Source organism: Pseudoroseicyclus tamaricis (assembly GCF_012070395.1).
Lineage (GTDB): Bacteria > Pseudomonadota > Alphaproteobacteria > Rhodobacterales > Rhodobacteraceae > Pseudoroseicyclus_A > Pseudoroseicyclus_A tamaricis.
Map to the genome: position 1 here is coordinate 741,582 of NZ_JAAFYS010000002.1, position 17,840 is coordinate 759,421.

General features: G+C 70.0%; 13 protein-coding genes. 4 read left to right on the forward strand and 9 right to left on the reverse strand.

Annotated features, from left to right (window positions below; translation table 11 throughout):
- Positions 1-155: 155 nt before the first annotated feature.
- Positions 156-896 (reverse strand): transcriptional regulator FnrL, encoded by a 741-nt coding sequence (gene fnrL / locus GY170_RS09950; protein ID WP_163892874.1) that lies wholly within the window; start codon positions 894-896, stop codon positions 156-158.
- A 70-nt stretch (positions 897-966) separates the two neighbouring features.
- Here fnrL and hemN point away from each other — a divergent pair, with 70 nt between their 5' ends.
- Positions 967-2,313, forward strand: coding sequence for an oxygen-independent coproporphyrinogen III oxidase (hemN, locus tag GY170_RS09955; protein ID WP_163892877.1), 1,347 nt, complete (start codon positions 967-969; stop codon positions 2,311-2,313).
- A 25-nt stretch (positions 2,314-2,338) separates the two neighbouring features.
- Here hemN and GY170_RS09960 read toward each other — a convergent pair whose 3' ends face one another.
- Positions 2,339-3,322, reverse strand: coding sequence for an aldose epimerase family protein (locus GY170_RS09960; RefSeq protein WP_163892880.1), 984 nt, complete (start codon positions 3,320-3,322; stop codon positions 2,339-2,341).
- A gap of 89 nt (positions 3,323-3,411) precedes the next feature.
- Here GY170_RS09960 and GY170_RS09965 point away from each other — a divergent pair, with 89 nt between their 5' ends.
- Entirely contained in the window at positions 3,412-3,972 is a 561-nt protein-coding gene (locus tag GY170_RS09965) for an NADPH-dependent FMN reductase (protein ID WP_163892883.1), read from the forward strand.
- Positions 3,973-4,087: 115 nt separating this feature from the next.
- Here the strand turns inward: GY170_RS09965 and xylA are convergent, their stop codons facing one another.
- The 5 genes from xylA to xylF form a co-directional block, all read right to left on the reverse strand.
- Complete coding sequence (gene xylA, locus GY170_RS09970) at positions 4,088-5,380, reverse strand: xylose isomerase (protein WP_163892886.1); 1,293 nt, start codon at positions 5,378-5,380, stop codon at positions 4,088-4,090.
- Between the two features lie 21 nt (positions 5,381-5,401).
- Positions 5,402-6,838: a xylulokinase gene (gene xylB, locus GY170_RS09975; RefSeq protein WP_163892889.1), complete on the reverse strand. Its 1,437-nt coding sequence runs from the start codon at positions 6,836-6,838 to the stop codon at positions 5,402-5,404.
- Between the two features lie 33 nt (positions 6,839-6,871).
- Positions 6,872-7,642, reverse strand: coding sequence for an ATP-binding cassette domain-containing protein (locus GY170_RS09980; RefSeq protein ID WP_163892892.1), 771 nt, complete (start codon positions 7,640-7,642; stop codon positions 6,872-6,874).
- The gene (locus tag GY170_RS09985) at positions 7,643-8,938 is read right to left on the reverse strand and encodes a sugar ABC transporter permease (RefSeq protein WP_163892895.1); all 1,296 of its coding nucleotides are present in this window, start codon (positions 8,936-8,938) and stop codon (positions 7,643-7,645) included.
- Between the two features lie 74 nt (positions 8,939-9,012).
- Entirely contained in the window at positions 9,013-10,038 is a 1,026-nt protein-coding gene (xylF, locus tag GY170_RS09990; RefSeq protein ID WP_163892898.1) for a D-xylose ABC transporter substrate-binding protein, read from the reverse strand.
- Between the two features lie 218 nt (positions 10,039-10,256).
- On the opposite strand from xylF, the gene GY170_RS09995 reads away from it, so the two are divergent.
- Positions 10,257-11,540: an ROK family protein gene (locus GY170_RS09995; protein WP_163892901.1), complete on the forward strand. Its 1,284-nt coding sequence runs from the start codon at positions 10,257-10,259 to the stop codon at positions 11,538-11,540.
- Positions 11,537-13,171, forward strand: coding sequence for a CRTAC1 family protein (locus tag GY170_RS10000; protein WP_163892904.1), 1,635 nt, complete (start codon positions 11,537-11,539; stop codon positions 13,169-13,171). The genes GY170_RS09995 and GY170_RS10000 overlap by 4 nt, the downstream gene beginning before the upstream one ends.
- Positions 13,172-13,205: 34 nt before the next feature.
- Here GY170_RS10000 and guaB read toward each other — a convergent pair whose 3' ends face one another.
- Together guaB and GY170_RS18600 are read right to left on the reverse strand one after the other, a co-directional pair.
- On the reverse strand, positions 13,206-14,654 hold the full coding sequence (guaB, locus tag GY170_RS10005) for an IMP dehydrogenase (RefSeq protein WP_163892907.1): 1,449 nt from the start codon (positions 14,652-14,654) through the stop codon (positions 13,206-13,208).
- A gap of 115 nt (positions 14,655-14,769) precedes the next feature.
- A complete protein-coding gene (locus GY170_RS18600) occupies positions 14,770-17,685 on the reverse strand; it encodes a LysM peptidoglycan-binding domain-containing protein (RefSeq protein ID WP_163892910.1) in 2,916 nt (971 codons plus the stop codon).
- Positions 17,686-17,840 lie beyond the last annotated feature (155 nt).

Below are 17,840 nucleotides of genomic sequence, written 5' to 3' on the forward strand. Positions count from 1 at the left end.
AGGGGAGGCACCGCAATCTGCGTGCCGGCCCGGTTCGGGCGCTAGGGGTGGTGATGGAAGGGGGTTCCGGGCTGAACGCTCGGCCTACAAGCCGGCGCCGGCGGCCCGTAGGGTGGATTTACAACCCACCTTTCCCGCCGCCCGCGCCCCGCGCCTCAGACGATCGGCCCGCCGTCGTCATCCTCGCCGGCCTCGAGCGACAGGCGCTCGAAGCTTGGGATCAGGATGTCCCGCGCCGAGGGCGTCTCGATCAGGCCGTCCTTGCGCAGCGCCGTGATCTGCCGGCTCGTCGTCTCGATGGTCAGGCCGAGGTGGTCGGCAATCGCCTCGCGCGAGAGCGGCAGGTGCAGCGACACGGCACCCGACGGCCCGGCCTCGCCGCTGGAGGCAGAGGCGCGGCGGGCGAGGCTGACGAGGAAGGTGGCGATCTTCTCGCGCGCCGTCATCCGCCCCAGCACCACCGCCCAGTCTCGGGCGGCGTCCAGCTCGTCCAGCGTCATGGACAGAAGCCGCGCGGCGATATGCGGCGTGTCCCGCACCAGCCTCTCGAAGGTGCGCCGCTCGAAGCGGCAGACGGTCACCTCGCTGACCGCCTCGACATCGTAGCCCGAGGTCGCCCGCCCCGGCCGGCCGATATAGTCGGACGGCAGCAGCAGGCCGACGGTCTGGCGGCGGCCGTCTTCCAGCGTGCGAGACAACGTGGCGCAGCCCGTGACGATCGTGGAGAAGTGCTCCAGCGGCTGCCCGGCGGCGGCAATCTGCGTTCCCGGCGGCACGGTGCGGTAGCTCTTGGCCTTCTCCAGCATGGCAAGCTCCTGCGAATCGCAGTCCGCGCACACGGCGTTGTGGCGGATCGGGCAGGCATCGCAGGCGGTAACGGGTGTGAGCTTGACCATGCCCCTCGTCTATTCGCTCACTTGACCTGCATCAATGCCGGAGGCCCCGGCGCATGCCAGCTCTTCGCCCATGACACAGCACACCCTGCGCACCGCGTTGCTCGATGCCCGCGTACCCCGCTACACCAGCTACCCGCCGGCCAACCGGTTCTCCCCAGCCGTCGGAGCAGAGACCTCCGCCGCATGGGCCGCCGACCTGCCCGCGGGGGCGGACCTGTCGCTCTACGTCCACGTGCCCTTCTGCCGCCGGCTCTGCTGGTTCTGCGCCTGCCGCACGCAAGGCACGACGAGCGACGCGCCGCTCGATTCCTACCTCTCGCACCTTGAGCGGGAGGTGGCGCTCGTCGCCCCGCTCCTGCCGGCGGGCCACCGGACCTCGGCGCTGCATCTCGGCGGCGGCACGCCGACGCTGCTCTCCGCCGACCGGCTGGACCGGCTCGGCGAGATCCTGGCGCCGGTGATCCACCGCGACGCCGCCACCGAGGTGGCGGTGGAGATCGACCCCTGCGAGCTCGACGCGCCGCGTCTCGACGCCCTCCTGCGCCTCGGCCTGACCCGCGCCTCCATCGGCGTGCAGGATTTCGACCCCGCGGTGCAGGCCGCCATCGGCCGCGAGCAGAGCCCGCAGGTGACCGCCCACGCCGTCGACGGGCTGCGCGCCCGCGGCGTGGCGGGGGTGAACTTCGACCTCCTCTACGGCCTGCCCCACCAGACGGAGGCGCGCCTCGTCGCCACGCTCACCGAGGCGCTGCGCCACCGGCCTGACCGTGTCGCGCTCTTCGGCTATGCGCATGTCCCATGGATGTCGCGTCGCCAGAAGCTCATCGCGGAGGAGGCGCTGCCCGATGCCGCGGCGCGCCTGCACCTCAATGCCACCGCGCGGGCCTTGCTGGAGGCCGAGGGCTACGTCTCCATCGGCATCGACCACTTCGCGCTGCCGCACGATTCGCTCGTCGCGGCCAGCGCCGCCGGTCGCCTGCACCGCAACTTCCAGGGCTACACGACCGACGATGCCGCGGCGCTCATCGGCCTCGGCCCCTCCTCCATCTCGCGCTACCCGCAGGGCTACGCGCAGAACGCCCCCGCCACCGGCGCCTGGGCGGAGCGGGTGATGGCCGGCAGCCTCGCCACCGTGCGCGGCTACGCCCTCTCCCCGGAGGACGCGCTGACGGCGGAGGTGATCGAGCGGCTGATGTGCGACGCGGCGGCGGACCTGCCCGCCCTCGCCGCCCGCCACGGCGCGCCCGCCGCGCCGCTGCTGGCGCTGGCGGAGGCGGGGATGACCCGGCTGCCGGGCGCCGCCCGCCTCTCCGACGGGGTGCTGAGCGTGGCCGATGCCGCGCTCAGCCGCATCGTCGCCGCGTGGTTCGACGAGGGGCTGACGGGCGACACCGGCCGCTTCAGCATGGCCAGCTAGGCGCTGGCCGCTTCAGCATCGCCAGCTAGGCGCGGCTCACCCGGAAGCGCGCCCGCTGCCGCCATGTCTCTCCCGGGCGGAGAGTCACCGGCGGATAGGCGGGCTGGTTGGGGGAATCCGGATACATCTGCGGCTCCAGCGCCAGCCCGGCGCGGGGGCCGTAGGCCTCCCCCGTCAGGCCGCGGTGGGGCGCGGTGTCGACCAGCACCCCCTCGTAGACCTGCAAGCCCGGCATGTCGGAGGTGATGTCGAGCCGGAGACCGCCTGCCTCCAGCGCGCAGACATGGCGCAGCCCCTGCCCCGCGGGGCAGAGGTTGTGATCGAGCACGGCATCCCCCGTCCTGTGCACCGGCCGCCCGGTGCGGAAGTCGAACCGCGTCCCTGCCACCGGCTCGGCCGGGCCGAGGGGGATCTGGTGATCGTCCACCGGGTGGTAGCTCTCGGCGGGGATCGTCATCAGGTGATCGTCGATCGTCTCCTCGCCGCTGAGGTTCCAGTAGGTATGGTGGGCGAAGGCACAGAAGGTCGGCGCATCCGTCACTGCCTCGACATCGAGCGACAGACCGTCGGGCCCGACCGCCATGTGCGCCGTGACGTCGAGGTTGCCCGGAAAGCCCCCCTCCCCGTCCGGCATGCGCAAAGTCAGGCTCACCCTGTCCTCGCCCACGTGGGTGAAGCGCCAGTTCTTCTCGCCGGCGCCGAAGGGGCCTCCGTGGAGGGTCGCAAAAGGCTCGTTGCGGTCGAGGACGACGCGCTCCCCGTCCAGCTCCGCCTCGCCTCGGTCGATCCGGTTGGAGACGCGGCCGACCAGCGCGCCGAAATAGAGCATCGTGCCGAGATAGGCGGAGAGGTCCTCCGACCCAAGCACCAGCGGGTGATCCACCCCCTCCAGCCGCAGATCCTGCAGCGTGGCGCCCCAGCTGATGATCTTCGCCTCCAGCCCGCCGCCACGGATGGTCACCCGCTCGACATCGGCCCCGTCGGGCGCCCGCCCGAAATGCTCTCTCATCGCAACCTCTCCCCGCGCCCGCCTTGTCCCCGCGCGCGGGCGCCATACTCTCTGCGCGGCGCGCCTCGCGTCAGAAGGAAGGATAGCCCATGCTCAGACTCAAAACCGTTATCGGCAGTACCCGCCCCACCCGCAAGGGCCCGGCCGTGGCCGAATGGGTCCACCGCGCCGCCACCGCCCACGGCGCCTTCGACGCCGAGCTGGTGGACCTCGCCAGCTTCGAGCTGCCCCTCCTCGACGAGCCCGCCCACCCGGCGATGCACAAGTACGAGCACGAGCACACCCGCGCCTGGTCGGCCAAGATGAAACAGGGGGACGTCTACCTCTTCGTGACGCCGGAATATGATTTCTTCGCTCCCGCCAGCCTCGTCAATGCGCTGCAATGTCTCTCGACGGAGTGGAACCGCAAGGCGGCGGGCGTCATCAGCTACGGCGGCGTCTCCGGCGGACTGCGCTCGGCGCAGGAGCTGCGCATTCTCATCGCGAACCAGGGCATGATGCCGCTCAAGCAGACGGTGCCGGTGCCCTTCTTCGGCAACCTCATCGAGGAGGACACCCTGAAAGCGAACGAGGAAATGGAGAAGGGCCTCTCCGGCTTGCTGGACGAGCTCGCGGTCTGGGGCGAGGCCCTGAAACCGCTGCGGAATTAATTCTCCCAGAGAATAAAAGGCGCCCCCGGTCCTCCCCGCGGCGCCTTTTCATCTGGCCAAAAATACCCTTCGGGGGGTCCGGGGGGCAGACAGCCCCCCGGCCTCTCCAACAGGCTCAGAGGTAGGAATTGACGAGATTCTCCAGCCGCTCCTGCCGGCCCGAGCGCGGCTCGGGGTTCACGCCGTCGGCACGCACCTTGGCCTCGATCGCCTCGAGATCCATGTCCAGCCACGGCGCGTCGTTCCAGCCGGCATAGCGGGCGGCGCGGGCCTCTTCGAGCTTGCCGTCCTCCAGCATCGCCGCGGCGGCCTTCAGGCCGCGGGCGCAGACGTCCATGGCGCCGACATGGCCGAGGATCAGGTCCTCGGGGTCGAGCGACTGGCGGCGGAGCTTGGCGTCGAAGTTGGTGCCGCCGGTGTTGAAACCACCCGCTTTGAGCACCTCGTAATAGGCCAGCGCCACTTCCGGCACGTTGGTCGGGAACTGGTCGGTATCCCAGCCGGACTGGTAGTCGTTCTTGTTCATGTCGATCGAGCCGAGAATGCCGAGGCTCGCCGCCATCGCCAGCTCATGCTCGAAGCTGTGGCCGGCGAGGATGGCATGGCCCTGCTCGATGTTCATCTGCACCTCGCCCTCGAGGCCGAATTCCTTGAGGAAGCCGTAGACCGTCGCGACATCGTAATCGTACTGGTGCTTGCTCGGCTCCTGCGGCTTGGGCTCGACAAGGATCGCACCGTCGAAGCCGATCTTGTGCTTGTAGTCGACGACCATCTGCAGCATCCGGCCCGCCTGCTTGCGCTCCTGCGCGAGGTCGGTGTTCAGCAGCGTCTCATAGCCCTCGCGGCCGCCCCAGAGCACGTAGTTCTGGCCGCCGAGCTTGTGGGTCACGTCCATGCAGCCCTTGATGGTCGCGGCAGACCAGGCGAACACCTCCGGATCGGGGTTGGTCGCGGCGCCTGACATGAAGCGGCGGTGCGTGAAGAGGTTGGCCGTGCCCCAGAGGAGCTTGGTGCCGGTCTCTTCCATCTTGCCGGCGAAGACATCGGCGATCTCATCGAGGCGCGACTGGTTCTCGGCGAAGCTGTCGCCTTCGGGCCGCACGTCGAGATCATGGAAGGCGTAGAACGGCGCGCCGAGAATGCGGAACATCTCGAAGGCGACATCGGCCTTCAGCTTGGCGGCGTCCATCGAAGAGCCGAACCACGGCCGGTCGAAGGTGCGCCCGCCGAAGGGGTCGCCGCCCTCCCAGGCGAAGCTGTGCCAATAGGCGATGGAGAAGCGCAGGTGGTCGGCCATGCGCTTGCCCATCAGCATCTCGTCGGGGTTGTAATGCTTGAAGGCGAACTCGTTGCTGCTGTCCGGTCCCTCGTACTTGATCTCGGGGATGCCCTTGAAGAAATCGGTCATGTTGGTCCTCGTCACTGATGGTCAGACGCTGCGGATCGCGCCATAGGCGGCGCGGTAGCGGTCATGGGTGTCCTTGAAGGCCTGGGTCAGCCCGGCCTCGGGCTCGATGGTCCGGGCGATGGCCGGCGGGGTGGCGATCTCGGTGCCGGCGCCGGTGGCGGCCATGAGGCCGAGCCGGGCAGCACCGTAGGCCCCGCCGAAATCGCCGGCCTCGGGCAGCTCGACGGGCATGTCGAGCGCCGTGGCGATGGCCTTCAGCCAGTAGTCGGAGCGCGAGCCGCCGCCGACGGCGATCAGCCGGTCGATGGAGGTGCCGGTGCCCTGCAGCGCCTCGGCGCAATCGGCGAGCGCGAAGGTCACGCCCTCCAGCACCGCGCGGGTCAGCGCGGCGCGGTCGGCGCCATGGTCGAGCCCGAGGAAGGCGCCGCGCACCTTGGCGTCGTTATGCGGCGTCCGCTCGCCGCCGAGATAGGGCAGGAAGAGCGTGCGGCCGGGGGCTTTCAGGTCGCCCAGGCTGCCCGTCAGCTCCGAGGCGGGGGCCCCGGCGATGCCGGCGAACCAGTTCAGCGCATCGGCGGCGGCGAGGATCACCCCCATCTGGTGCCAGGTGCCCGGCAGCGCATGGGCGAAGGTGTGGACGGCGCTGGCGGCGTCGGGCTGGTAGGCGTCGGAGGCGGCGAAGAGCACGCCCGATGTGCCGAGGCTCACGAACGCCTGCCCCGCCTTGACCACGCCCATGCCCACGGCAGAGGCCGCGTTGTCGCCACCGCCCCCGGCGACGACGACGCCGGCCGGGATGCCATACTTCGCCGCCAGCTCACCGCGGAGCGTGCCGGAGACCTCCGAGCCCTCGACCAGCCGCGGCATGTGCGCGCGGGAGAGGTCGGTGGCGGCCAGCAGCTCATCCGCCCAGTCGCGGGTCTCGACGTTGAGCCAGGCGGTGCCGGCGGCGTCGGACATCTCGCCGACATACTCGCCCGTCAGCCAGAGCCGCAGGTAATCCTTGGGCAGCAGCACCTTGGCGACTTTTTCGAAGATCTCCGGTTCGTGCCGCTTCACCCAGGCCAGCTTCGGCGCGGTGAAGCCGGGGAAGACGATGTTGCCCGTCAGTTTGCGGAAGGCGGGGTTGCCGTCGAGCTCCGCGGCCTCCTCCGCGCTGCGGGTGTCGTTCCACAGGATGCAGGGGCGCAGCACCTTGTCGGCACTGTCCAGTAGCGTCGCGCCATGCATCTGGCCGGAGAGGCCGATGCCCTTCAGGCCCGACAGGTCCGCCTTGGCGCCCAGCTCGGCGAACACCGCCTCGGCCGCGGCGATCCAGCTTTCGGGGGCCTGCTCCGACCAGCCGTCGTGGGGGCGTTCGTTGGTCAAGGGCGCGGTGGTTTCGGCCACCACGCGCTGATCGTCATCAAGGAGGATGCCCTTGAGGCCGGACGTGCCGAGATCGAGGCCGAGATACATGCGGTCCCTTTCCAGTTCAGACTTGAAGGCGGCTCAGGCCGCCAGATGTTCCGGCTTCTTGCCGAGGATGATCATGGCGAGAAGGTCGTCCTCGCTCACCTGATCCACGTCCACCGTGCCGACCAGCTCGCCGTTCTTCATAACGCTGGCGCGGTCGCAGAGCTGCTTTACCGCGTGCACGTCGTGGTCGATGAGGAAGATGCCGAGGCCATCCTTCTTCAGCTCCTGGATCAGGTCGGCGACCATCTGCGTCTCCTGCGGGCCGAGCGCGGCCGTCGGCTCGTCCATGATCAGGATGCGGGCGTTGAAGTAGACGGCCCGCGCGATGGCGACGGACTGGCGCTGACCGCCCGAGAGGGCGGAGACCGGGTCCTTGAACTTTTTGAAGTTCGGATTGAGCCGGTGCATGATCCGGCGCGTCTCCGCCTCCATCTTGGCGTCGTTGACGAGGCCGAGGCCCGTCGTCAGCTCGCGCCCGAGGAAGAGGTTCGAGGCGGCATCGAGGTTATCGGCCAGCGCGAGCGTCTGGTAGATCGTCTCAATGTTGTAGCCGCGCGCATCGCGCGGGTTGTTGATCGTCGCCCGCTCTCCGTTGACGAAGACGTCGCCCGAGTCCTGTTTGTAGGCACCGGAGAGGCACTTGATCAGCGTCGACTTGCCGGCGCCGTTATGGCCGAGGAGGCCATGGACCTCGCCGGGGTAGAGATCGACGCTGACGTCGTCGACGGCATGGACGCCGCCGAAGGAGATGCGGATGTTCTTGAGCTCGACGAGCGGGGTTCCTGAACGGTCAACAGCGGCCATCTACTTGCCTCCCCAACGCTTGCGATAAAGGATGTCGATCAGCACGGCGAAGACGAGCACGGCGCCGACGACGATGTTCTGCAGCGGCGCATCGACGCCCACCATGCCCATCCCCGATTGCAGGGATTGCATGATCAGCGCGCCGAGGATGGCGCCGTAGATCGTGCCGATCCCGCCGGAGAGCGCGGTGCCCCCGATGACGGCGGCGGCGATGACGCGCAGCTCGTCCAGTGTGCCGATGTCATTGGTGTGGAAGGTCAGGCGCGCCGAGGCGACCACGGCGGAGAGCCCGCAGAGGAAACCCATGATCGCGAAGACCTTCACGGTCAGCATCTTGGTGTTGATTCCAGAGAGCTCCGCGGCGTCCGGGTTGCCGCCGGTGGCGAAGATGTAGCGGCCGAGCCGCGTCTTGCGGGCCACCAGCGTCATCACCACGGCGACGAGGATCAGGATGAGGACGGAGATCGGCAGGCCGTGGCCTTCGACGTAACCCTCCGGCATCACCTCGCCCCGGGCCTCGAAGACACGCTCCAGCCGGCCCTCCGGGATGAGATAGGCGTTGAGGATCCAGACGAAGCCGAGGATCGCGGCGCAGAAGATGACACCGAGCGCCACCTCCGCCCAGACGGGCTTGACCGGGAATTCGTGCGCCAGTTTCGAGCGGCGGGCCGACCAGAGGGCATAGACCGCGGCGAGGCAGGCGGCGATGCCGATGATCCACGACCAGGTGACGCCCATCGTCCCCTCGGCGCCGCCGAAGATGAGGAAGGTCGGGTCGAGCGGGCCGATCGTCTGCCCGCCGGTGATGTACCACGCGACGTTGCGCCAGACGAGCAGCCCGCCGAGCGTGACGATGAAGGCGGGAATGCCCTGGTAGCCGACCAGCCAGCCATTGAAGACGCCGATCAGCGTGCCGACGACGAGCCCGGCGATGATGGTCAGCGGCGCGATCCAGAAGGAGCCGAAGCCGAGCGCCTGAGGCAGCCACTGCGCCTGCACCATCCCCATGGTCGCCGAACAGACGGCGAGGATGGCACCGACGGAGAGGTCGATGTGGCGGGTGACGATGATGAAGACCATGCCGGTCGCCATGATGGCGACGGAGACGGTCTGGATCGTCAGGTTGAAGATGTTCCGGGCCGAGAGGAAACGGCCATCGGTGAAGATCGAGAAGGCGATGCAGATCAGAAGGAACGCCCCGATCATGCCGAGGAGGCGTGTATCCACTTCAAGCTGCTGAAAGAGGCTCCGCTTCTTTGGGGCGTTGGCGGAGGTGCCCGTGGTCGTATCGCTCATGTGGCCGGCCTTCGGCGAAGAGGGAGACGCCCCGGGATGATCCCGGGGCGTCTGTATTGAGGTCAGTCAGTCGATCAGTTGCAGGGCGCCGGGCCGTCGGTCACGCCCTGGCAGAGCTCTTCCTGGGAGATCCAGCCGGCGTCGACGATGACGTCGAGGTTGTCGGCGGTCACCGGAACCGGCTCGAGGAATTCGGCCCACAGCGTGGTGCCGGCCGGGGAGGTCCACTCCTCGGCGCCCTCGACCTCGGACATCTCGGTGCCCTGGGCGAGCTGCACGGCGATCTCGCCGGCAGCGCGGCCGAGGTCACGGCTGTCCTTCCAGACGGAGACGGTCTGCGTGCCGCTGGCGACGCGGTTCAGCGCGGCGAAGTCGGCGTCCTGGCCGGAGACGGGGATGCCGTCCATGCCTTGCGCGGCCAGAGCGGCCACGGCGCCGCCGGCGGTGCCGTCGTTGGAGGCCACGACCGCGTCGACGTTGTTGTCGTTCTCGGTCAGGATCTGCTCCATGTTGCGCTGAGCGTTGGCCGGGACCCAGCCATCGGTGTAGGCCTCGCCGACGATGGTGATGTCACCGGCGTCGATCGCCTCCTGCAGCACTTCCTGCTGGCCGCCACGGAGGAAGTCCGCGTTCGGGTCGGTGGGCGAGCCCTTGATCATGACGTAGTTGCCGGTCGGCTGGGCTTCCAGCACGGCGCGGGCCTGCATGCGGCCGACTTCGACGTTGTCGAAGGTCAGGTAGAAGGCGCGGTCGTCCTCGATGAGACGGTCGTAGGCGATGACCGGAATGCCTTCGTCGGCGGCGGCCTGCACGGCCGGGATGACGGCCTGCGTGTCCTGCGCCAGAACGATCAGCGCGTCGACGCCCTGCGCCATCAGGCTCTCGATGTCGGAGAGCTGCTTGGACGACGAGGATTGCGCGTCGGTGGAGACGTATTCGGCGCCGGCGGCCTCGAGGGCCTCCATGATGGCGGCCTCATCCGTCTTCCAGCGCTCTTCCTGGAAGTTCGACCAGCTGACGCCGACGGTCAGATCCTGGGCAAGGGCAGACGTGGAAAAGCCGACCGTCGCGGCGACGGCGGCGAGAATAGCGGTGCGCATAGAGTACCTCCCGTTTCTTCATTCGGCCCGCTTTCGGGACGAAAGGCGAGCCTTACGACTCTGCGCGCACAGCATGACGCAATATTTTCGTCTGTCAAAGTTTATTTCTCCGCTGAGCGAACAGAATTTGGCTCTTCCAATCAATCCGATGCCTTCTAAGATGCACCTCAAGAATGGGAGGGGGCCAAGGCGCCCAATAACTCGCACGGGTGAAGAATATGGAGGAGCTCATCATCGCGCGTGGGCCGGGGGCGGCATCGGAGCCTTCCGGCTGCGGTCCGCTGGTCAACGCGCCTGTCGCGGGGGACAGCAAGCCGCTGCGTCAGCTCGTCTTCGAGCATGTGCGCGCCTCCGGGCGGGCCGCGCGCGCCGATGTCGTGCGCGCTCTGGGCATCTCCGCCGGCTCTGTCACCACGCTGACCTCCGATCTCATCGGCCAGGGTTACCTGCGCGAGGTCGCCGACGCCCCCCGCGAGCGGCTGGAGCCGGGGCGCGGCCGCCCGCCTGTGGCGCTGGAGGTGGTGGGCGAGGCGCATAACGTCATCGGCATCAAGCTGGGCGACGAGCGCCACACCGCCGTCCTCGCCGATTTCGCCGGCACCATCCGCGCCGAGGCCGCCGTGCCCGCCTCTCCCGGCCGCAAGTCCCTCCCCGACATGCTGGGGGAGACGGGGCGCCTCGTCGACCGTCTCCTGCAGGAAGCGAAGCTGCGCCTCGATGACATCGCCGCCGTCGGCCTCGGCCTGCCGGGGATGATCGACCACAACGCCGGCACCGTGGCATGGTCCCCCGTCCTCACCCGGCGAGAGGAGCGTCTCGCCGAGGCCTTCGAGGAGCGCTTCGGCGTGCCGGCCCATATCGACAACGATGCCAACATGCTCACCCTCGCCGAGCTGTGGTTCGGCGCCGGGCGCAACACGTCGGACTTCATCGTGGTGACGATCGAGGGCGGCGTCGGCATGGGCGCCGTCATCGGCGGCAAGCTGTGGCGCGGCACCCGCGGCATGGGGCTGGAGCTCGGGCACACCAAGGTACAGATCGACGGCGCCCTCTGCCGCTGCGGCAAGCGCGGGTGCCTGGAGGCCTACATCGCCGACTACGCCCTCGCCCGCGAGGCGCGCACGGCCCTCGGCATGTCCACCCGCGATCCCGTCGACGTGCACCGCCTGCTGGCGGATCTCTTCGCCGAGGCCAAGGCGGGCAGCGTCTCCGCCCGCTCCATCTTCGAGCGGGCCGGGCGGATCCTCGCGCTCGGCCTCAGCAACATCATCCAGATCTTCGACCCCGAGCTGCTGATCCTTTCCGGCGAGCGGATGCAATACGACTACCTCTATGCCGACGAGGTCTTCGCCAGCCTCCACCGCCTCGTCCTCGATTCCGGCCGCCCGCAAGCCGACGTGCAGATCCACGCCTGGGGCGATCTCGTCTGGGCCCGCGGCGCCACCGCTCTCGCCCTCGACAAGGTCTCCGACTGCGCCCTCGGCTCCGCCGCCTCCGCATGACCCGCCCCATTTCCTCCGGCGCGCCCGCGGCGCGCCCCCGTGCCCCCGCACGCCAAGGCGCCCACCCGTCTGTCTCTCGCCCTTTTCCAAATCCTCCGGGGGGGCCGCAGGCGGGGGGCAGCGCCCCCCTCCGCATTCTCCTCCCTGCGCTGGCCGTCGCCCTCTGCGCCGCCCTCCTCGCCCCCGCCGCCCAGGCCGAGCCGCGCTTCGAGGACCGCTCCGCCACGATTCCCGAGCACGTCTACACCGGCGACTGGGAGCACTTCGTCGGCGGCGGCGCCGCGGTTTTCGACTGCAACGGCGATGCCCTGCCGGAGATCGTCGCCGCCGGCGGCACCTCCCCCATGCTGCTCCTGCGCAACGAGGGCGGCTTCGCCTTCACCCCCGCCCCCTTCCCCGAGATCACCGACAGCACCGGCGCCTACCCGCTGGACGTGAACGGCGACGGCGCGCTCGATCTCTTCGTGCTGCGCGTCGGCACCGACCGGCTGCTCCTCGGCGACGGCGCCTGCGGCTTCACCGAGGCCACCGGCCAGTACGCCATCCCGCAGGAGGACCGCTGGTCCACCGCCTTCACCGCCTGGTGGGAGGGGGACGGGGCCCCGACCCTCGCCATCGGCCACTACGTTGACCGGACAGACCCGTCCGGCCCCTTCGAGGCCTGCGACGGCAACGTCATCCTGCGCCCCTCCCCCTCCGGCTACGTCTCCGAGCCTCTGGAGCCCGGCTTCTGCGCCCTCTCCATCCTCGCCGCCCGCGACGCCCGCGGCCGCCTCGGCCTCCGCCTCTCCAACGACCGGCACTACTACGTGCGCGGCGGCTACGAGCAGATGTGGGACATCGCCGAGGGCCGCTTCCTGACCGAGGAGGATGGCTGGCCCACGGTCTCCCTCTGGGGCATGGGTATCGCCTCCCGCGATCTCGACGGCGACGGGCGCGACGAAGTGATGCTCACCTCCATGGGCGACCAGCTCCTCCAGCTCGCCGGGCCCGACGGCGCCTACCGCGCCGCGCCCTTCTCCATCGGCACTTACGCGCAGCGCCCCTACCTCGGCGACGACGGCCGCCCCTCCACCGGCTGGCACGCCGAATGGGGCGATGTCGACAATGACGGGCGCGACGACCTCTTCATCGCCAAGGGCAACGTCGACCAGATGCCGACGAATGCCATCCATGACCCCAACAACCTGCTGATGCAGGGGGCGGACGGCACGTTCGCGGAGGCCGGCCTCGCCGCCGGCATCGCCACGACCGACCGCTCGCGCGGCGCCGCGCTGAGCGATCTGGACGGCGATGGCCGCCTCGACCTCGTCGTCATCAACCGCCGCGCGCCGATGGAGCTCTACCGCAACGTCACCGAGAGCACCGGCCATTGGCTTGCCCTCGACCTCTCCCAGTCCGGCGGCAACAGCCGTGCCATCGGCGCGCAGATCGTGGTGGAAACGGCCGACGGCCAGCGCCACACCCGCCAGCTCACCATCGGCGGCGGCCATGCCGGCGGCGAGGCCGGGCCGCTGCACTTCGGCCTCGGCGCGGCGGAAGCGGCGAGGGTCAGCGTCACCTGGCCGGACGGCACCGTCACCACGGCGGAGGCCCCGGCCGACCGGCCCCTCCGCCTGCAGCACCCCTAGGCCCCGCGAGCCCGCCCATCAGGGCGGGTCGAGCTCACCCCGCCCGGTAGTTCGGGGATTCCCGCGTGATCTGAACGTCATGGACGTGGCTCTCCTTCAGCCCCGCCCCGGTGATCTTCACGAAGGTCGCGCCCTTGCGCATCTCCTCCACCGTCGCGCAGCCGGTATAGCCCATGGCGGCCCTGAGGCCCCCCACGAGCTGGTGCACCACGGCCGAGGCCGCGCCCTTGTAGGGCACCTGCCCCTCGATCCCTTCCGGCACCAGCTTGTCGCTGGCCGCATCCTTCTGGAAGTAGCGGTCGGCCGAGCCCCGCGCCATCGCGGCGAGGGAGCCCATGCCCCGGTAGCTCTTGAAGCTGCGCCCTTGGTAGAGGATCACCTCGCCCGGGCTCTCGTCCGTCCCCGCGATCATCGAGCCGATCATGGCGACCGAGGCGCCGGCCGCGATGGCCTTGGCGAAATCGCCGGAGAACTTGATGCCGCCATCGGCGATCACCGGCACGTCGCCGGCGGCGCCGGCGCAATCCATGATCGCAGTCAGCTGCGGCACGCCCACCCCGGCGACGACGCGCGTCGTGCAGATCGAGCCCGGCCCGATCCCCACCTTCACCGCGTCCGCCCCGGCGCCGATCAGCGCCTTGGTGCCCTCGGAGGTCGCCACGTTGCCGGCAATCACCTGCACCTCGTTGGAGAGACGTTTCAGCCGCTCCACCGCCTTGCCGACGCCTTCGGAATGGCCATGCGCCGTGTCGATCACCACGACATCGACGCCGGCGTCGATCAGCGCCTCGCTGCGCTCGAAGCCGGCATCGCCCACTGTCGTCGCGGCGGCGACGCGCAGGCGGCCGAGGCCGTCCTTGGCGGCGGCGGGGTTGAGCACCGCCTGCTCGCTGTCCTTCAGCGTCAGAAGGCCGGTCAGCTTCCCCTGGCCGTCCGTCACCAGCAGTTTCTCGATCCGCCGCGCCTTCATCAGGCTGCGCGCCTCGTCGAGGTCCGCCGGCTCCTGCAGCATGGCGAGGTCGTCCGACGTCATCATCACCCGCACCGGCGTCGCGTCATCCTGCGCGAACCGCATGTCGCGGTTGGTGACGATGCCGATCACCCGCCCGTCGGCCCCCACCACCGGGAAGCCGGTGACGCGGTAGCGCTCCATCATTGCCTTGGCGTCGGCGAGCGTCTGGTCGGGGGTCAGCGTGATCGGGTTGTAGACGATGCCGGAGACGAAGCGCTTCACCCGCGCCACCTCCGCCGCCTGCTCCTCCACCCCGAGGTTGCGGTGGATGACGCCGAGGCCGCCGGCCTGCGCCATGGCGATGGCCATGCGGCTCTCCGTCACCGTATCCATCGCCGAGGAGACCAGCGGAATGTTGAGCGCCACGCTCTTCGTCAGCCTCGTGCGGGTATCCGCCGTCGAGGGCAGCACCGAACTGGCCGCCGGCACCAGAAGCACATCGTCGAACGTGAGAGCCTCACGAATCTCCATCACCGGTCTCCTTATGGGTGGGATCGTTTGGCGCTTCCCTATTTCATGCTTGGCGGCAGGGGGAAAGGGCACTTTGAGCCCTCCCGGCCGCGTCCGATCGGCGCCCGCAGCGGCGTCACGGGGTGGCGGTGGCCCCCGAGAGCGACGGCAGGCGGAAGATCTGGCCGGGGTAGATCAGGTCCGGGTCACGGATCTGGTCGCGGTTGGCGTCGTAGACATGCACGTAGAGCACGCCCTCGCCGTAGCGGTCACGCGCGATGGCCCAGAGCGTGTTCCCGGGCTGAACGGTGCGGACGGCGACGGAGAAATCGGGGTTCGAGACCTCGTCGGCCAGCGCCTCTGCAAGGCGCTCGCGCTCTTCGCGCAGGAACGGCGTCTCGATCCGCGAGACGACCTCGCCCGCCGGCGTCACCTGATCGACACGCATGCGGTAGACACCAGGCGTCACGCCGAGAAGCGGCAGCGACCACGCGTTGTCCGCGCCGATGGGCGCGGTGCCGGCGATCTCGTTGTCGAGGTAGACACGCACCTCGCCCCCCCGCTCCCCATAGGCCCGGCCGGAGAGCACAACCTCGCCGGCGGCGTCATAGGCGATCGTGTCCAGCGCGACGGATGCCGGCGCGTCCTGCGTCGCCTCGTCCGGCATGGGCGGCGCGGCAAGGCGCACCCCCTCCGCGTCGGAGATCAGCATCGCCGGCGGACGCGCCGGGGCGGGGTCTTCTGCGGCATCCTCTGCGGAAGACGCCAGACCAGGCGCCTCCTGCACGGCAGCCGGCTGCGGTGCGGCGGTGGCGGCCTCCTCCGGCAGCGCACCGGGCGTGGCACTCGCCGGCGGCGGAGCGATGGCCGGCGCCGGCTCCGCCCCGGCGACCGCCTCCGGAGCCTCCGGAGGGGCAGTGGCATCCGGCACCGCACCCGCCTCGGGCGCCGCCTCCAGCGCCTCCGGCCGCGGCGCCGCTTGGGCGTCGGTCTCCGCCGGCGGTGCCGGGACGGAGGCGGCGGGCGCCTCGGCGGGATCGGAGAGTTCCGGCCCCGAGGACGGCGCGGCGCCGTCGATCTCCGGCGAGCCCGGAGCGACCGGCGGCTCGCTCAGCGCCGCGATCTCGACGCCGGCGACATCGGGTGGAGAGGATGCGTCCGGGCCGGCTGGGTCGCGGGAGCGGAGGGCGTCTTCTGTGGAGGCCAGCTCCTCCGAGGGGTCCGTGGCGTCTCCCTCGTCCCCCGGCTCACTGCCCGGCCCCGCTGCGCCTGCGATCGCGACGTCCTCGGATGATCCGGTAGAGCCGCCAGCGCTGTCCGCCGGAGATGTGCTTGCTTCGATGCCGTCCGTCGGTGCCCCCGGAGTCGTCTGCGCGACGTCCTCCGGCGAGACATTCGCTCCGCCAGCTTCGTCCGTTTGCGAGACGACTCCTGCGCCATCTGCCTCAGCCGCCCCTTCGGCGATCAGGAGGGTCGCATCGTCGTCCTCTCCCGAGCCCATTTCCGACGTGCCAGCTGATGCTACTCCGTCCGCCCCGGCCTGCTGGGACCCATCCCTGTCCGAGCCAGCCTCGGCCGTTCCCTGCGACGTCCCGGTGCCCGGCGCCTCGACACCGTGCTGAGCGGTCGCTCCGGCGACGGCGGTTGTCCCGGCGCCAGAGGCCGATCCAACCGCATCACCATCTTCGGCAACCGCGCCCGATCCGGCCGCCGCATCACCGTCGGCAATCACGTCTGACCCGGCAGCACCGCTGCCGTCTCCATCCGCATCAGCCCCGACGACAGTACCCAGGTCGGCGTCCGAGCCATCATCGTCGGACAGCGAGGCGACCATCCCGGACCCGTCGCGGTCTATCAGGTCCCCTGCAGCCACAGAATCCTGCGAGCTCCCCGTGTCGCTCTCCACATCCGTGGCGTCCGGGTCAGGAACGAACTCCAGCCCCGCCACCTGATCCCCGGAGCCTTCCGACGCGTCCGCATCGTCCAGCGCCTCACCCGTCGCAACCGAGACATCCTCTGCAGAGTCATCTTCGCCCGCGATGGCATCGCCCCTCGCCACATCCGGCTCAACGCCGTCCGGGTCAGACGTCTGCGCCGTAGACAGCGTCCCGCCGTCAGAGCCGCTGCCGCTCTCGGCGCCCCCGCCCTCGGCACCCTCAGCCACATCTGTTCCAGCCGGATCAGCGCCCGAGGTCGCCAGCCGCGCCGTGCCGAGGTCCGTCGTGGCGGCGTCTGCTTCCCCGTCGCCCGCGGCCTCGCCGGACACATCGTCCGCCGGCTCCACGTCCACGGTCTCGTCAGACCCGCTCGCTCCGGGCGCGCTCGAACCAGGTCCCGAGGTCCCATCTGCGCCAGCGCCGCCATCGGCCGCTTCGCCAGCTTCAGCATCGGAGTCTTCGCTCGTCTCTGGCAGATTGTCTTCGGCCGCCGAGCCAGCCTCGGTATCCGCCTCTCCCGCACCATCTCCGGGCACCGGCAGGATCTCGGGCTCCGCCTCGGCAATGATGATGACGTCGTCCCCGGATCCCGCCTCATCGACCTCCTCCCCAGCTCCCGGCGTGGCCAGCGCCACCTGCGGCGGGTTCACCGGGGCGACGAGGATGGTCTCGTCGGAGAGGATCGAGGTGCCGGCGACGTCGGAGAGCAGGGTCAGCGCGCGGGGGCCGGCGGAGGGGGAGAGCGAGAGGAGGAGGAAGAACTCGCCGCCGCCGTCCGCGAATGTCTCCGCCACCGCCTCGCCGTCGAGCAGCACCTGGATGCGCGCCTCCGGCCGGGCGCGGCCGGCGATGAGGCCGGTGCCGTCGGGCTCCAGTAGAAACGTGTCCACCGTGGGGCCATCGGCGGCGGCCTCGGTCTCAGGCTCCGCAACCCCTGCGTCACCCTCCGAGGGCTCCACCGGCAGCGCCGTCTCGTCCGTCTCCGGCACGCCCGGCTCCACGGCAATCGCCCGCTCCGCCCCGGGGCGCAACGTCGAGACGCCGATCACCACGATGGCGACAGCGGCGCCGGCCCCGATGAGACCGGCGAGGACAACTCTGTTCGTGCTGGCCAAGGCCCAGCATCCCCCGTGGCGTTTCGTGGCGGTCTTGTTGCCGCACGTGCAGTTGCACGACAATAGCAATGCGGTCAGACGCGGTCAAAATCCTTCGCAGCGCGGCAGAATCGCCGACGCAGCGGAACAATCCGCCGCCCGCGCCTCAATCCGCG

Bases quoted from the DNA above. Each gene is read 5' to 3' on its own strand.
- GY170_RS09960 (WP_163892880.1), bottom strand. From the start codon at position 3,322: ATGAGAGAGCATTTCGGGCGGGCGCCCGACGGGGCCGATGTCGAGCGG.
- xylF (WP_163892898.1), bottom strand. From the start codon at position 10,038: ATGCGCACCGCTATTCTCGCCGCCGTCGCCGCGACGGTCGGCTTTTCC.
- guaB (WP_163892907.1), bottom strand. From the start codon at position 14,654: ATGGAGATTCGTGAGGCTCTCACGTTCGACGATGTGCTTCTGGTGCCG.
- fnrL (WP_163892874.1), bottom strand. From the start codon at position 896: ATGGTCAAGCTCACACCCGTTACCGCCTGCGATGCCTGCCCGATCCGC.
- GY170_RS09965 (WP_163892883.1), top strand. From the start codon at position 3,412: ATGCTCAGACTCAAAACCGTTATCGGCAGTACCCGCCCCACCCGCAAG.
- GY170_RS09980 (WP_163892892.1), bottom strand. From the start codon at position 7,642: ATGGCCGCTGTTGACCGTTCAGGAACCCCGCTCGTCGAGCTCAAGAAC.
- hemN (WP_163892877.1), top strand. From the start codon at position 967: ATGACACAGCACACCCTGCGCACCGCGTTGCTCGATGCCCGCGTACCC.
- GY170_RS10000 (WP_163892904.1), top strand. From the start codon at position 11,537: ATGACCCGCCCCATTTCCTCCGGCGCGCCCGCGGCGCGCCCCCGTGCC.
- xylA (WP_163892886.1), bottom strand. From the start codon at position 5,380: ATGACCGATTTCTTCAAGGGCATCCCCGAGATCAAGTACGAGGGACCG.
- GY170_RS09985 (WP_163892895.1), bottom strand. From the start codon at position 8,938: ATGAGCGATACGACCACGGGCACCTCCGCCAACGCCCCAAAGAAGCGG.
- xylB (WP_163892889.1), bottom strand. From the start codon at position 6,838: ATGTATCTCGGCCTCGATCTCGGCACGTCCGGCCTCAAGGGCATCCTC.
- GY170_RS09995 (WP_163892901.1), top strand. From the start codon at position 10,257: ATGGAGGAGCTCATCATCGCGCGTGGGCCGGGGGCGGCATCGGAGCCT.